General features: G+C 69.3%; 17 protein-coding genes and 1 pseudogene. 4 read left to right on the plus strand and 14 right to left on the minus strand.

Annotated elements, in window-relative coordinates:
• Nucleotides 1–100 (plus strand): annotated as a pseudogene (locus tag AB0G35_RS31665) (IS481 family transposase); the annotation flags it as partial.
• Nucleotides 101–135: 35 nt separating this feature from the next.
• Here AB0G35_RS31665 and AB0G35_RS31670 read toward each other — a convergent pair.
• The 3 genes from AB0G35_RS31670 to AB0G35_RS31680 all read right to left on the minus strand — a co-directional run bounded on the left by AB0G35_RS31670 (nt 136) and on the right by AB0G35_RS31680 (nt 2,361).
• On the minus strand, nt 136–348 hold the full coding sequence (locus tag AB0G35_RS31670) for a hypothetical protein (RefSeq protein WP_360956569.1): 213 nt from the start codon (nt 346–348) through the stop codon (nt 136–138).
• Nucleotides 349–441: 93 nt separating this feature from the next.
• Nucleotides 442–1,680, minus strand: coding sequence for a helix-turn-helix transcriptional regulator (locus tag AB0G35_RS31675; RefSeq protein ID WP_360956571.1), 1,239 nt, complete (start codon nt 1,678–1,680; stop codon nt 442–444).
• Nucleotides 1,681–2,196: 516 nt separating this feature from the next.
• Nucleotides 2,197–2,361 carry a hypothetical protein gene (locus AB0G35_RS31680; RefSeq protein ID WP_360956573.1) on the minus strand — a complete coding sequence of 55 codons (165 nt, stop codon included), beginning with the start codon at nt 2,359–2,361 and terminating at the stop codon, nt 2,197–2,199.
• 641 nt (nt 2,362–3,002) lie between these two features.
• On the opposite strand from AB0G35_RS31680, the gene AB0G35_RS31685 reads away from it, so the two are divergent.
• The gene (locus AB0G35_RS31685) at nt 3,003–3,503 is read left to right on the plus strand and encodes a GNAT family N-acetyltransferase (protein ID WP_360956575.1); all 501 of its coding nucleotides are present in this window, start codon (nt 3,003–3,005) and stop codon (nt 3,501–3,503) included.
• A gap of 54 nt (nt 3,504–3,557) precedes the next feature.
• Here the strand turns inward: AB0G35_RS31685 and AB0G35_RS31690 are convergent, their stop codons facing one another.
• From AB0G35_RS31690 to AB0G35_RS31700, 3 genes are all read right to left on the minus strand, one after another.
• Nucleotides 3,558–3,872, minus strand: a complete 315-nt coding sequence (locus AB0G35_RS31690; RefSeq protein ID WP_360956577.1) for a hypothetical protein — start codon at nt 3,870–3,872, stop codon at nt 3,558–3,560.
• A gap of 297 nt (nt 3,873–4,169) precedes the next feature.
• Nucleotides 4,170–4,727, minus strand: coding sequence for a YbaK/EbsC family protein (locus AB0G35_RS31695; RefSeq protein WP_360956579.1), 558 nt, complete (start codon nt 4,725–4,727; stop codon nt 4,170–4,172).
• Between the two features lie 42 nt (nt 4,728–4,769).
• Nucleotides 4,770–5,342, minus strand: coding sequence for an XRE family transcriptional regulator (locus tag AB0G35_RS31700; RefSeq protein WP_360956581.1), 573 nt, complete (start codon nt 5,340–5,342; stop codon nt 4,770–4,772).
• A gap of 105 nt (nt 5,343–5,447) precedes the next feature.
• Between AB0G35_RS31700 and AB0G35_RS31705 the strand changes: the two genes are divergently transcribed.
• Nucleotides 5,448–6,317 (plus strand): DMT family transporter, encoded by an 870-nt coding sequence (locus tag AB0G35_RS31705; RefSeq protein WP_360956681.1) that lies wholly within the window; start codon nt 5,448–5,450, stop codon nt 6,315–6,317.
• Nucleotides 6,318–6,338: 21 nt separating this feature from the next.
• Here AB0G35_RS31705 and AB0G35_RS31710 read toward each other — a convergent pair whose 3' ends face one another.
• Nucleotides 6,339–7,103, minus strand: a complete 765-nt coding sequence (locus tag AB0G35_RS31710; RefSeq protein WP_360956583.1) for an acyltransferase — start codon at nt 7,101–7,103, stop codon at nt 6,339–6,341.
• A 143-nt stretch (nt 7,104–7,246) separates the two neighbouring features.
• Here AB0G35_RS31710 and AB0G35_RS31715 point away from each other — a divergent pair, with 143 nt between their 5' ends.
• The gene (locus AB0G35_RS31715; protein ID WP_360956585.1) at nt 7,247–7,780 is read left to right on the plus strand and encodes a gamma carbonic anhydrase family protein; all 534 of its coding nucleotides are present in this window, start codon (nt 7,247–7,249) and stop codon (nt 7,778–7,780) included.
• 70 nt (nt 7,781–7,850) lie between these two features.
• On the opposite strand, the gene AB0G35_RS31720 is transcribed toward AB0G35_RS31715, so the two are convergent.
• The 7 genes from AB0G35_RS31720 to AB0G35_RS31750 all read right to left on the minus strand — a co-directional run bounded on the left by AB0G35_RS31720 (nt 7,851) and on the right by AB0G35_RS31750 (nt 13,968).
• On the minus strand, nt 7,851–8,615 hold the full coding sequence (locus tag AB0G35_RS31720; protein WP_360956587.1) for an enoyl-CoA hydratase/isomerase family protein: 765 nt from the start codon (nt 8,613–8,615) through the stop codon (nt 7,851–7,853).
• A 55-nt stretch (nt 8,616–8,670) separates the two neighbouring features.
• Nucleotides 8,671–9,552 (minus strand): cytochrome P450, encoded by an 882-nt coding sequence (locus AB0G35_RS31725; protein WP_360956589.1) that lies wholly within the window; start codon nt 9,550–9,552, stop codon nt 8,671–8,673.
• Between the two features lie 474 nt (nt 9,553–10,026).
• On the minus strand, nt 10,027–11,391 hold the full coding sequence (locus AB0G35_RS31730; RefSeq protein ID WP_360956591.1) for a cytochrome P450: 1,365 nt from the start codon (nt 11,389–11,391) through the stop codon (nt 10,027–10,029).
• Nucleotides 11,392–11,401: 10 nt separating this feature from the next.
• Nucleotides 11,402–11,992, minus strand: coding sequence for an ATP/GTP-binding protein (locus tag AB0G35_RS31735; RefSeq protein ID WP_360956593.1), 591 nt, complete (start codon nt 11,990–11,992; stop codon nt 11,402–11,404).
• On the minus strand, nt 11,967–12,347 hold the full coding sequence (locus AB0G35_RS31740; RefSeq protein ID WP_360956595.1) for a DUF742 domain-containing protein: 381 nt from the start codon (nt 12,345–12,347) through the stop codon (nt 11,967–11,969). Before AB0G35_RS31740 ends, AB0G35_RS31735 begins: the two co-directional genes overlap by 26 nt.
• Entirely contained in the window at nt 12,344–12,757 is a 414-nt protein-coding gene (locus AB0G35_RS31745) for a roadblock/LC7 domain-containing protein (RefSeq protein WP_360956597.1), read from the minus strand. Before AB0G35_RS31745 ends, AB0G35_RS31740 begins: the two co-directional genes overlap by 4 nt.
• Entirely contained in the window at nt 12,754–13,968 is a 1,215-nt protein-coding gene (locus AB0G35_RS31750; protein ID WP_360956599.1) for an ATP-binding protein, read from the minus strand. The genes AB0G35_RS31745 and AB0G35_RS31750 overlap by 4 nt, the downstream gene beginning before the upstream one ends.
• Nucleotides 13,969–14,164 lie beyond the last annotated feature (196 nt).

Genomic DNA, 14,164 nt, shown 5'->3' on the forward strand with positions numbered 1-14,164 from the left:
CGAATGGCTGCACACCTACAATCACCACCGCGGACACACCGCGCTCAACGGCCAACCACCCGCCAGCCGCGTCCCCAACCTCACAGGGCAATACAACTAGCGGGCCGTCGACGAGCGGTGCGACCGGGGGCGTCATCACGGCGTCCGCCTCCGCCCGTTGTGCGGGTGGCAGGCGATCTCCGTGCTGGCGATCGCGGCTGCAGCGTAGTCCTTGCGTTTGCGCGCATCGTCTCGTTGCGTCACCAGCGCCGTGCACACGTCGCAGTCCGCAACCGGCTCCTTGTTCAGATCGCCGTACGGGTCCATGAGCTGCACCGGCGGGGTCAGCGTGGTCTGTCGCTCCGTCATGCTGTAACTATCGGACGACGCAGCGTGACACTCCACGGGCGTAGCCCGGCAGTTCGCGGAGGTGATCCACAAAACCACCGCGCTACGCGGTAGTTACCCGGAAATCCCCAGGTGAGAGGCCATCAGGCGCATGTCCCTCGTCAGGGTGCGCTTCCGGCGCTTCAAGATGTCCTGCATCAAGTACCTCGCGATGGACTGGTGCTTGATCCACTCCGGAGCCTCAGCCCGGACTCTCTTCAGCTCGTCCATGGCGTCCTGATGCGAGCCGAGAATCACATGGGCCCTGGCGATATCGAGGCGGTGACGGTTCCAGTTGTTCGCGCTTGGTCGCCCCAGTACAGCCAGCGCAGTCGGCTTCAGAGGCCCGTCTTCAGCGCCGCTCAACACGCCACGGGCATCCTTCTTCAACGAAAGATCTTCCAACCGCTTCACTTCCGCAGTGACCGGCCCGAAGGTAGACCAGTGGGCTCGGTAGTTCAGGTGCTCACGTCCCATCGCGGCAGCAGCACTGGCAGCCATCTTGCGCGCCGGTTTGACGTCCTCTGGGCGGTTGTTGCGGATAGCTGCAGACGCGATACGAAGGGCCAGCTCGCCCCACACCGCCAGTTGCCCTGGGGTGGCCGTAGACACACGGGGCTCCACGGCGTCAGCAGTCTTCACGGCCAGGTCTTGCGCCTCCGAGAAGCGATCTTGTCGCAGGAGCAGCCAGCACAACCCGACGACGCCAACAGCCGCCGTCGTCTGGTCGTCCGCCGCGCGGGCATCCCGGATGCCGGCAGACAGCGCCTGGTAGGCCAAGTCGTATTGCCGGACCTGCGTCAGATACTTACCGGTGACCAGTTGCGCCCTGGCGTGGGTGCTGAGCATGGCTCTACGCTCGTCGTCCCCGTCCGCCGCCAACAACGCCGCCTGCGTGCAGGTGAGAATACCGGGTAGGCGCGTGGCTACTTCGGAGTAGTTGTCCGCATGATAATGAGTGTGTACCGCCTCAATCTTTGCTTCAAGGTCGCTCCGGCTGACCACGGTTGCGGAGGTCACCGGGACATCGACGAGACCGACGGGCGGCATGAGATGGCGACGTAGTTCGAGAAGATGCTGACGGTTTCCCTTGTCGTCCGGCACGGGATGCGGTGTGCCGGCCGCGAACAGACTCTCTGTGTCCACACCTAGAGCCTGAGCCAAGCGTGCGAAGGTTTCCATCCTGGCCGAACCACCTTGCTCGATGTTCGCCACGGTGGTTACGGAGAGCCCTGCCGCATGGGCTAAACCCTCTTGGGTCAGCCCCGCGCGACGGCGGAGAGTGCGGACGTTGTTGGAGATCTGTGGAGACATTGCCTCACCTGCCCTTGACGCAAGCGTACTCGTGTGGCCCCACGCAAAAAGCCCCCGCCGGATGATCCCGACGGGGGCTCTCTTATTCATCCTCGCCGCCCCCCTCCGCCATGCGGAGGGGGCGGCGCGACGCTCTTCGACGGTGAGTGACTCCGCCGCTTTCAGGCGCAGGGTTGAGACCTGCGCAAGGTGCGCCCTGTGTCGGATCTCGCTCCGCTCTTCCGCACACCACCACTTGCACGCCGTCATCAGTCCATCGTGAACCTCGCACCAGGCTCGCGGGTGCAGCAGCCCGGTAGCCTTCGTCGCGCTCCAAGCGCCAGGCGTGGTGCCACTGCTCCAGGGCCTTGATGTTCTGCTGCAGTTCCGCGAGCCGGCTCTCCCGAGCCTCTCGGGCACGCCTCTCACAGCCCCCTCACGGCCCTCACGGCGGAGCCGACGGAGGGTGCCGAAGGTGCCCGCGCGGCGGATCGTAGGACGCCGTCCGGCCGCCAGGGTAGGTGAGGGTGTAGGTCGTCAGTGCACCTTCTCCGCTGCCACGACAATCTTGTACATGTTCATGATCTCGCCGGTGTGGCGGCCGTCGCAGACCAGCCACTGAGGACCGTTCTCGGGCGTCAGCTCGGGATTCTCAGCGGGAGTTCCGATCGGAGTACGGGGCCGGGATATTACGCCCCACATTGCCGTCTCCTCCCTGCCTTTCGTGTGTGATGGTGTACCCACACGACGTGCAGCGTTCGACGTGGGTGTCATCGGTCTTGATGTTGGTTGTGTGGTACTCGGGCGAGCACCCGTGGTCCGCCATCTTGGGAAGCATTCGGCCTCCGTGGTGAGCATGCGGTCGGTCCCTCAGACTCTCCTCTCAGCCCTTCGCGTACGGGCCTGATGGGCGCATCTCACCCGGAAGGAGGTACGGCTTTGCCGGCCCGCCCCGGCCGGTGCCTCACCGATCGATCTCAAGGGGACCGGGGCGGGAGCTTGTACGGGCCGCCCGGACCCGGCGGCATGTGACTCCGCCGCTTCCGGCGCAGAGTTGAGGCCCGCGCAACGTGCCCCGTGTGCCGGGTCTCGCTCCGTTCTTCCGAGCAGCACCACTTGCCCGTCGCCCTTGCCATCAGTCCGCCGTGAACCTCGTACCACTCCCCCGGGTGCGGCGCCAGGTGGTCCTCGTCGTGCTCCGGGCGCCAAGCGTGGTGCCCCTGCTCCGGGGCCTTGATCTCGCGGTACAGGGCCCCGCACGTTCCACCGAGGTCGGAGGCACGGCCCGCCGGCCATAGAGATACCGCGTTGGGGCTGAGCCGGGCGTGCGCTAGCTTCCCTGCATGATCGAGATACGTGCTGCCGTTCCCGGGGACGCCGCCGAGCTGGTCCGGCTGCGGCGTCTGATGTTCCAGGCGATGAACGGCGAGGACTCGCCCGGCAGTTGGGAGCAGGAGGCGGAGGCGGTGGCGCGCCGGCTGCTGTCCGGCCCGGAGGCGCGGCTGGGTGCGTTCGTGGTGGCGGGCGACGAGGCGGCCGGGGCGCCGCATCTTGCGGCGTGTGCGGTCGGGACGGTGGAGCAGCGGCTGCCCGCGCCGGGCCACCCCACCGGCCGCTTCGGCTTCGTCTTCAACGTCTGTACGGACCAGCGCTATCGGGGCCGCGGCTATGCCCGCGCCACCACCGAGGCCCTGCTCGACTGGTTCGCGGAGCAGGGCGTCAGCCGCGTGGACCTGCACGCCACGGACGGCGCCGAACCGCTGTACCGCAGCCTGGGCTTCCACGAGCACTCCACACCGCTGTCGCTGGACCTGCGCGCGGGCGTGCGGCGGAAGGCCGACTGAGCGGGCGCACGGGCCGCGCCGACCGAGGGTCCGGACCGCCCCGGAGGGATCCGCCTAGTCCACCCGGGCCGCGAAACCGTAGTGGAGGCCGCTGCCCGGCACCGGAAGTCCCGGCGGCAACTCTTCGCCGGTCAGGAGCGGAAGCGGGACCGCGTCCCAGTCGACGGCCCGGTCGAAGTGTTCGGCGAGGCGGACGACGGCCACCTCCTCGCCGTGCGCGTACGCGGTGAGGACCGGCGCCCCGCTCAGCCCACAGCCCCCGACGACCGAGAACCACTGGTCGCACGCCCAGCGCAGTTCATCGGGGCGGGAGGCGACGATCGTCGCGCAGTGCGCGGTCGAGCCGCTCCGGCCGGTGTCGTCCAGCACGTAGTAGCTGTACGGCCCGGAGGTGCGGTGCGCGGGCCCGGCGCCTGCCCGGGGCCGTCGAGGTCTTCCGGCACGTCCGCCGGGCCGGTGGCCGTCAGGCACAGCAGCCGCCCCAGCGCGACGGCGGCATCGGCGTCACCGGCCGCCGCGGCGGCCCGCAGCCGCGACAGCCTCTCGTCGTCGATCGTCCTGTGCCGCAGGCTAGGCGCCGGCACTGACACCTGGGGCCGTAGCGGGTCCACCACTCGGGGCCTCACGGGTCCGCCGACCGCTCCGGAAGGGGTCCGGAGGCGGCAACTAGGCCACGCCGAGGCCGTCCAGGACGGTGGCGCCGGGGAGTTCGGCCAGGGCCTTGCCGGGGACGATGAGCTTGCCGCGGCGGCTGCCGCTGCCGATGAGGGCGTACGGGATGTCGGCGACGGCGGCGTCGACGAGCAGCGGCCAGCCGGCGGGCAGGCCGATCGGGGTGATGCCGCCGTATTCCATGCCGCTCTCGCCGACCGCCCGGTCCATCGGCGCGAACGAGGCCTTGCGCGCGCCCAGTTGGCGGCGCACCACGCCGTTGACGTCGACGCGGGTGTGGGACGGCACGACGCAGCCGGCCAGGGTGGTCTCGCCGCCGCGCTTGCCGGCCACCACCACGCAGTTCGCCGACTGCTCCAGCAGCCAGGGGCCGTGGTGCTCGACGAGCGCGGCGGTGTCCGCGATGGCCGGGTCGGTGTCGACGAAGCGGAGTTCCTCGACCGGTACGGAGCCGCTCCAGGCGCGGATCGCCGCGGCCACGGGCTCGGTCAGCAGGTCCAGGCACTCGGCGGCGGGCCGGACTTCGTCGAAGGCATCCATCGGGACGGGCATGGCGCCAAGTTAACAGCCGCGGCCGGGCGGCGCGGGACCGTCTCAGCGGGCGAGCTGGATGATCACGGACATGGTCATCTCGACCGGTTCGGTTCCGTCGTTGCGGTAGCCGTGCGCGACCTTGGCCTCGAACGTCGCCGAGGCGCCGGCCGGCACGGTGTGGTCGACCCCGTCGACGACGAGGGTGAGGGTGCCGGCGCGGACGTGGAGGAGTTCGACGGTGCCGGGCGGATGGGGGTCGGAGGTGCTGCCGTCGCCGGGCATCAGCCGCCAGTCCCACAGTTCGAAGGGGCCGGGGGCCTCGGCTCCTACGAGGAGCTTGGTGAAGCTGCCCGCCTCGGTGGACCACAGGCGGACCGCCTCGCCCGGCCCGACGACGCGGACCTGGGGGCCCTGTTCGTAGTCGAGGAGCGTGGTGATGCTGACGCCGAGCGCGTCGGCGATCTTGACGGTGGTTCCCACGCTCGGGTTGGTACGGGCCTGCTCGATCTGGATGATCATGCCGCGGCTGACGCCGGCGCGGGCCGCCAGGGCGTCGAGGGTGTAGCCGCGCTCGGCGCGCCAGTGCTTGAGGTTGCGGGCGAGCGACTGCGTGAGCTGGTCGAGGTCCGTCACGGTCCGTCCAAGTCGGGGCTAATAAATTAGATGCTGCAGTTCAGTTTGTTGGACTACGGTGTGGTGTACTTCAGCGTCCGGTTCACTGTACTGCGAGGTTTCACCATGACAGCGGTCTTCGCCCTGGCCACCAGCCTTCTCTGGGGGCTCGCCGACTTCGGGGGCGGACTGCTCACCCGACGATTCCAGGCACTGACCGTCGTGGTCGTCTCGCAAACCCTGGCCGCCGTCGTCCTGGGCGCCATCGTGGTGGCGACCGGCGGCTGGCGGGAGGCCGCGCCGCAGCTGTGGTTCGCGGTCGGCGCGGGCGTCGTCGGCCCGGCCGCCATGCTCTGCTTCTACCGCGCCCTGGCCCTCGGGCCGATGGGCGTGGTCTCCCCGCTCGCCTCGCTCGGCACCGTGCTCGTACCGCTCGGCGTCGGCATCGTGGCGGGCGAGCGCCCCGGCCTGCTGCAGGCCGCCGGCATGGTCGTGGCGGTCGTCGGGGTGCTGCTGGCCGGCGGCCCGAAGGTCAGCGGCGCGTCCATCGCCCGCCAGACGATCGTGCTGACGCTGGTCTCGGCGCTCGGTTTCGGCGCGGTGATGGCGCTGATCGCGGAGGCGTCCACGACCGTGACCGGGCTGTTCCTCGCGCTGTTCGTCCAGCGGGTGTGCAACGTCGCGGTCGGCGGCGCCGCCCTGTACGTGTCGGTGCGGCGCGGCGCCCCGGCGCTGCCCGAGGGCGGATTCGCGGCGCTCAAGGGCTCGCTGCCGATGCTCGCCTTCGTGGGCATCGCGGACGTCGCCGCGAACGGCACGTACTCCCTCGCCGCCCAGCACGGCCCGGTCACCATGGCCGCGGTGCTCGCCTCGCTCTACCCCGTCGTCACCGCGCTCGCCGCGCTCGGCGTCCTCAAGGAGCGGATGCGGGCGATACAGACGGCCGGCGCCTCCCTGGCGCTGGTCGGCTCGGTCCTGCTCGCCTCCGGCGGCTGACCGCCCGTCAGGCCGCGGCCGCTACGCCTCCCCGGCGGGCGCCGCGGCCTCGTCCGCCGCCCACTCCCCCAGCGCCAGCAGCTGCTGCGGCGTGACGCCCTCCGGGATCGGCACCGGCGCCGGGGTGCGCAGCGGCGGCTGCCAGCCGGCCGCCGCATCCCAGCGGCGTACGACCTTGGCGGGCGCGCCGGCCACCACCGCGTGATCGGGGACCTCACCGCGGACCACGGCACCGGCCGCGACCACCACGTTCCGGCCCAGCCGGGCGCCGGGCAGGATGACCGCGCCGGTGCCGATCCAGCTGCCGGGGCCGATGCTGACCGGATCGCTGCGCGGCCACTGCTTGCCGACCGGCGTCTCGGGGTCGTCATAGCTGTGGTTGGTGGTGGTGACGTAGACGCCGGGGCCGAAGAAGCAGTCGTCGCCGATCGTCAGCCGGACATCGGCGATCACATGGCTGCCGCGGCCGAGGACCACGCCGTTCCCGAGCGTGAGGATCGGGTCCGGGCCGAGGTCGAGGTCCGGCATCATGCCCGCGGTGAGCGTGACGTCCTGCGCGATGATGCAGTGGTCGCCGATCTCGATCCACGGGTCGCCGAACACGGTGCCCTGCGGGAACGCGAGCCGGGTGCCGGTCCCGATCCGGCGGAAGCGGTACGGCCCCGGCCGGCCGGCCGTGACGGCCCCGGCCTCCCGCACCCAGCGCGCACCGCGGTGGACGGCGCGCGACACGGCCCGGCGCCGCCAGGCCGCCAGGGACGAGAACACGTTCTGGTTTATCGGCACCCGCACACCGTACTCAGCAGGCGGGCGCCGGACCGGACGCCGGGCTGTGATCTTCGCCCTACCGGCCGCCGGCCCGGTCCGCCGGCCGTTGCGTCGTCTACGGTGCTGGAGGCGCGGCGCACATACGGCGAGGAGATCCAGAGATGACGGAACGGGCGTTGATTTCCGCGGTGGGCGGCAAGGAGCCGACGGTGGACCCGACGGCGTTCACCGCCCCGACGTCCGTGGTGATCGGCGAGGTCACCCTGACCGCGGGCGCCAGCGTCTGGTACCACGCGGTGCTGCGGGCCGACTGCGGCCCGATCGTGCTTGGTGCCGACAGCAACATCCAGGACAACTGCACGGTGCACGTCGACCCCGGGTTCCCGGTGACCGTCGGCGACCGGGTCTCGGTCGGCCACAACGCGGTGCTGCACGGCTGCACCGTCGAGGACGACGTCCTCGTCGGCATGGGCGCCACGGTCCTGAACGGCGCCCGCATCGGCGCCGGTTCCCTGGTCGCCGCCCAGGCACTGGTCCCGCAGGGCATGCAGATCCCGCCCGGCTCCCTGGTCGCCGGCGTACCGGCGAAGGTCAAGCGGGAACTGACCGCCGAGGAGCGCGAGATGATCCGGGTCAACGCATCGATGTACCGGGAACTGGCGGCGGCGCACCGGGAAGCGGTGGCGGAGGACTGAGCGACGCCGGCGCGGGGGCCGCGGGCGGGCGTGGGGACCGCGCCGCGGCCGGGGATGCCGCGCAGGGACCTCAGCGACGTCCAGCGGACGCGGCGACGGTGAGCGCCGACGACAGCAGCTCGGCGTCGAAGAGGGAGGCGTCCGCGAGGCGGTGCGCGTTGGCGTACCCGTTCATCATGAGCTTGGCGGTCCTCAGGGCCGCCGGAGACCGGCGGACCAGCGGCTTGACCCAGCGCGTGACGGTGCCGTCGAGCTCCTCCACCGGTACGACCCGGTGGAGGAGGGAGAGCTCCTGCGCGGTGACGGCGTCGAAGTTGTCGGCCGTCAATATCAGCTCCCGCATCCTGGCGGCACCTCCCTCGTTCAGCAGCCGCGGCATGATGCCGCCCCAGGCGGGCGGCACGCCCAGCCCCAGTTCGGGCAGCCGGAAGCGGCAGGTGTCGGCGCCGACCCGCAGATCGCAGAAGACGGCGAGTCCGACACCGGCTCCGACCACCCCGCCGTGCAGCCGCGCGATGGTCACCACGTCGGTGGTCGCGAGGGCGTCGCACACCCGGCGTGCCTTGTTGGCGAGCGCCCGCAGCTCCACCCCGCTCGGGTCCGCAGCGAGCAGGGCGGGGAACTCCGCGCGGTCGCCGCCCAGGCAGAAGTCGTCGCCCGCGCCGGAGAGCACCAGCACCCTGATGCCGGTCTCGTCGTCCAGCGCGCCGAGGACCGCCAGCAGCTCGTCGAGCATCGGCCCGGAAACGGCGTTGCCCGTCTCGGGGCAGTTCAACTGCACCCGGAGGACGGCCCCTTCCCGGGACACGAGGAGGGACTTGAAGTCGTGCATCATGGCGGTTCCTTGTTCGTCGTTCCACGCTTCGTGGGAGTCCGGCCGGCCGGGCGCGTCAGGCACGGGCGACCGGAAGTGTGATCAGACGGCGGAACGCCACCCGGGACGCCCAGTCGGGCGCGCCCGCGAGCTGCAGCCCGGGAAGGCGCTGGAGCAACGCGGTGAGCAGGCACTCCGCCTCCATACGGGCGAGGGCGTTGCCGAGGCAGAAGTGGATGCCGCCTCCGAAGCTGAGGTGCGGGGACCGCCGGCGGATGTCGAAGAGCTCGGGGTCCGCGTACTGGCGCGGGTCGTGGTGGGCGGCGCCGACCATGAGCTGCACCATCTCGTTCTCGCGGATGGTGACCCCGGCGAGCACGGTGTCCTCGGGAGCGACCCGGCTGATCATGTGAATCGGGGCGTCGTAGCGGAGGACCTCGTCGATCGCGCCCGGTATGTGCTCGGGGCGGGTGCGCAGCCAGTCCAGTTGGCGCGGGTGCTCCAGGAGCAGCCGGACCGCCCCCGAGAGTACGTGCGCAGTGGTCTCCAGCGCCGCCAGCACCATGAAGAGCGCGAGGTGGAAAACGGCCTCGTCGGCGGTCGCCCGGTCGGCTTCGAGGTCGTCCCAGACGGCGAGCCACGACGAGACCGGGTCCGACCCGGGATTCCTCCTGCGGTCACGCACCAGAGCGGTGAAATACTCCCGCAATTGGCGGGTGGCCTGGTCCGAAAGCGCCAGCTGACTCCGGGTCGGAAACAGCTCCTGGGTGAATACCTGATCGTGCGTGAGCGAGCGCAGCAACGGGTAGTCCGACGGCGGGAGTTGCAGCCATTCACCGATGGTGATAACCGGCAGTTCGTCGCTCACCAGAGCGCAGAAATCGGCTGGGCCAAAGGCGAGTTCGTCGTCGAGGCGGTCGAGCAGCCGATTGACCGTACGCTCGATGGAACTCTTCATCGCCGCCAGGGAATGACGGTCGAAAACATTCCCCACCGACCGCCGCATGCGGGTGTGGTTCGGCGGGTTGAGCATGGGCAGAGTGCCGCCCATCTGGCGTGATGCGGGTGCGTTCCAGCGCGCCGCGTCGACCTGACGGGCCCGCCATCCGCTGTCCGGTACCCGCCACGATCTGCTGCGCAATACCTGGTGGCACAGAGTGTAAGAGGTCGCCAGGTGCCCGCCCCAAGGCGCTGGGACGATATCTCCCATCGACCTGAGTTTCACGTACCAGGGCAAGGGATTTGCCTGGCCATCGGCCGTCCGCAGACGGGAGAAGAGCGAAACCACGCTGCGCCGGTCAACGGGGGCAATGGCCAGGGCGGGCTCCACGGCGACACCTTCTTCCAGAAGATCACACAGTAAACGCCAACGCTGCATACCCCCGTGTATGAACATTCATGCGGCCAACGAACATTCAAGCTGTCATGAACATCACACCCGCCACCAGTTGAGGAACCCGCTCCACCAACTGCCCTTCTGCGGCCTGCCCCGGGACTCCTGGGCCGGCCCGCCCGCCCGGGGGCCGCTGCCACCGGGCGACATCCCCTCACGCCGGCTGTGGCGCACGGGGGTGAAGCGGGCGGGCAGCGTGATGAGTGCGCGGTGGAACGGGCCGGGACGCCAGGTCAGGGTGTCCGCGGGTACGCCCAACTCGATGTCGGGCAGCGTGTTCAGCAGCTTCTCGATGGCCCTGATGGAGATGAGCAGTGCCGGGTCCTTGGCGGGACAGGCGTGCGTGCCGGCTCCCCAGGCCAGATGGGCCCGCTTGCTGAACGTCTGCCGGGAGGCGGACAGGCTCGGGTCCGTGTTGGCCGCCGCGAAGCTGATCAGGACCGGGGTGTCGGCCGCCAGCTTGATGCCGGAGATCTCCACGTCGTGGACCGGATAGTGGGTGGCGTAGTTGGCGATCGGCGGGCTGTTCCACAGCACCTCGTTGATGGCGTCCTCGACCAGGACACCGGCGCCCTGCTGGCCGTCGGCGAACTGCTCGTCGGACAGCAGCAGGCGCAACGCATTGCCGATGATGTTCTGCACCGGCTCGGTGCCCGCACCGATGAGGAGGGCCAGTTGGTGGACCATCTCCTCGTTCGACAGCTGCGACGGGTGCTGCATCAGCCATGAGGTGATGTCCTCACCGGGGCTGGTGCGCTTCAGCGTCACCAGCTCGAACAGCGCCCCGGCCATGGCCTCGTTGGCCCGCTCGACGTCCACGCCGTCGAAGAGGTTGGAGATGGCGCTGATCAGCCGGTCCCCGAGCTCCGCCGGGCAGCCGAACAGGTCGTTGAAGACCAGCAGCGGCAGCACCTGCGCGTAGTCGCTGATCAGGTCGGCCTTGCCGCGGAAGCCGAACTGGTCGATCAGATAGGCGGCCACCCGGTCGACGTGCCGGCTCACCCGGTGCACGTCCAGGCGCGCGAAGCTGTCCGTCACGGCCTGGCGCAGCTTCAGATGGTCGGCACCGTCGGAGAACATGCAGTTCGGCCGGTACATCATCATCGGCAGCACGGGGCTGTCCAACGGTATCCGGCCCTCGTTCAGGGCGCGCCAGCGGCGGGAGTCGCGGGCGAAGGTGTCCGGATTCTGGAGCACGTGGAGCGCGGTGGCGTAGTCGGTGACGAGCTCCGCCTCCACTCCGGGAGCGAGCTCGACGGGGGCGACCGGGCCGTACTGCCGGAGCCGCTCGTAGAAGCCGTGCGGATCGGCGGCGAATTCGGGGCCGTACAGGGGGGCTCTCCCGCCACCGGCGTGCGCGGGGCACCCCGGTGGCGGAGTCTCGATTTCCGAATGAGGATGCATGCGTGAACTCCTAGTTGAGGCGGGACTGGAGATAGCGGACGAGCGCGATCAGGGAATCCGCCGAGGAACGCTGGTCCCGCGCGTCACAGCTGACGACGGGCGTCTCAGGAAGCAGGTCCAGCGCCTCGCGGATCTCGTCGAGCGAATGCGCAGGGGTCCCGTCGAAGCGGTTCACGGCGATGGCGTACGGGAGTCCGTAGTGTTCCACCAGGTCCATGACAGGAAAGGACTCCTCAAGACGCTGGGGGTCGACCAGGACCAGCGCCCCGAGCGCTCCGCGCGTCATGTCCTCCCACACCTGAACGAAGCGCTGCTGGCCGGGCGTACCGAACAGGTACAGGACCAGCTTCTCGCTGAGGGTGAGCCGGCCGAAGTCCATGGCGACGGTCGTCGTGGTCTTGCCGGGCGCACCCTTCGGGTCGTCAATTCCCGCGCCCGCCTGGGTCATTACCTCTTCGGTACGCAGCGGAGGAATCTCGGACATCGTCCCGATGAACGTGGTTTTCCCCACGGCGAAATGCCCGACCACGAGGATCTTCGCCGCGGTCTGCACTGAATTGCGCAGGTACACGCCGTCATCCAAAGCGAGCCTGGAGCCCATTCAGCACCTCCTCAAGGATTTGCCGGTCGACAAGCTGGGCGCTGGGTACGGGCGCCCGGGAACAGAGGTGGCCTTCGTGCACGAGGTCGGACACCAGAATCTTGACGACGCCCACCGGGAGCCGGGTGTGCCCGGCGATTTCGGCGATGGACAGGAAACCGCCCGCACAGAGGTCGAGCACGCTGAGCCGCTCCGGGTCGAGCGGCTTGGTGCGGGGCGGTTCGGGGTGCACGGTGACCAGGGTGATCAGCGAGAACTGCTGATCATCAAGGAGGTCACGGCCGTTGGTGATGACATACGGCCGTACTAATTCAGCTGCTTCCTGTTCCAGCTCCGGCTCGTCATCGGTCGTCATGACTGGATATCGGCCCTCTCACGCGGCGGACTGGTCAGTGCCTTGCCGAGCTGGCCGACCAGCTGCTGCATACGGAAGGTGATCTCCGCCATGTCGACATCGGGTGAGGCCGAAACCGCGAGGTAGGCGCCTTCGCCGGCCGAGATGAGGAAAACCCAGCCGTGGTCGAATTCCACCAGCGTCTGACGCCATTGCGGACGCACCGTGGGCGCGCCGCCGTTGCAGAAGTCGGCGACCGTACGGCTCAGCGACTGCATGCCACTCATCGCGGCGGCAACGGTGTCGGCGTGATCCCGGCCGACCTCCTTGGAACGGGCCATAAGAAGGCCGTCGGCGGAGACGAGAATGGCATGCTGCGCTTCGGGCAATTCCAGAGCACTGTCAAGCATCCACGACAGATCGTAGTTCACTGAACCTCATGCCCTTCACTGCTTGCATTGGTGGATCGACGGCCGGATTGGGTGCCGCGCTGGAATGCGCCCATCACGGACGCGGCCTTGGCGCTGTCCCGGGCCGGAGTCCGGTCGTTCTCGGGTTCGGCCGGCACGATGGATATCGCGCCGCGGCGGCGGCGCTTGGGCAAACCGCCGGCGGTGGTCTCCGGCGGGGCCTGCGCGGCGGCCGGGGCGGGCGGTGCGCCGGGGGCCGACGGGGCCGGTCCGCGGTAGCCACGGGAGGCAACATCAGCGGCCTGACCAGGAGGGTTCTCGGGCGGCAACGGGGTTGACGCGGCCACGGCAGGGCTCTCCTCGGGCTCGTGCAGGGACGTGAGCAGATCGTCGGGGAGCAGGACGACCGCGCGCACGCCGCCGTACGGAGAAGTGGAGTCGACCGAGACGCTGAAACCGTAGCGGGCGGCGAGCACGCCCATGACCGTGAAACCGAACTGGGGCGGATTGCCGAGGCTGGAGACGCTCGCGGTATTCCCGCTGGACAGCAGCCGGGCAGCCCGCGCCTTCTCCTCTTCGTTCATGCCGACACCGGCGTCGTCGACGACGATGCAGACGCCCTTGGGCACCGGGCGGATATTGATCTCGATGACCGTCTCGGGCGCCGAATAGCTGGTCGCGTTGTCCAGCAGTTCGGCGAGCACCAGCGCCACCGGTTCCACGGCACGGCTCACGATGCCGAAATGGCTCTGCGACCGGATTTCGACGCGCGTGAAGTGGCGAATACGCCCCTTCGCGCTGCGGACCACATCGTAGAGCGAGGCGTCCTGACGACGCCGGCCGAGCCAGCCGTCGCAGAGCACGGCGATGGACTGAGCTCGCCGCGCGAACTGCGAGTTCATGTGGTCGATGTCGAGCAGATCCTGAAGGATCTTGTGCTCGCCATAGGTCTCCTGCAGCTTGGAAATCGCCAGCTGCTGCTCACTCGCCAGACCCTGCAGGGTCCGCATGGCGGCCTTCAGAGTGGTTTTGGTGGCCTCTTCGGCCCGGTCCTTCGCCTCCTCCACGGCCTCCGCGTAGCGGTCCTCAAGGTTCGCGTAGTGCTGCCTGAGTTCGGCCTTCTCTTTCCTCAGCTCCGCGTTCTTCATTCGTCCGCGAATAATCGCGGTTGCGGCGACAGGGGTACCAGCGACCAATGCCCACAGCGCTGGATCCTGAAAGTATTGCGTCATAGGACTCTCTTCGGACGACGGAGCCACCAGATGCCGTATGCCGGGCTGCGGTGTACGGAATCACTCAGCACCCCTGACATACGTGAACGGCCGCGCGCAGTCGCCTGCCAGAGAGCCATCAAAGGGCCGGCTAACGGCATCATTCTCCCCGAAGGTGGCGATTTTCATAGGCCAATGCGCGGATTTCTTTTCTTGC

The organism is Streptomyces sp. NPDC021749 (assembly GCF_040640655.1).
In the GTDB taxonomy this organism is placed as follows: domain Bacteria; phylum Actinomycetota; class Actinomycetes; order Streptomycetales; family Streptomycetaceae; genus Streptomyces.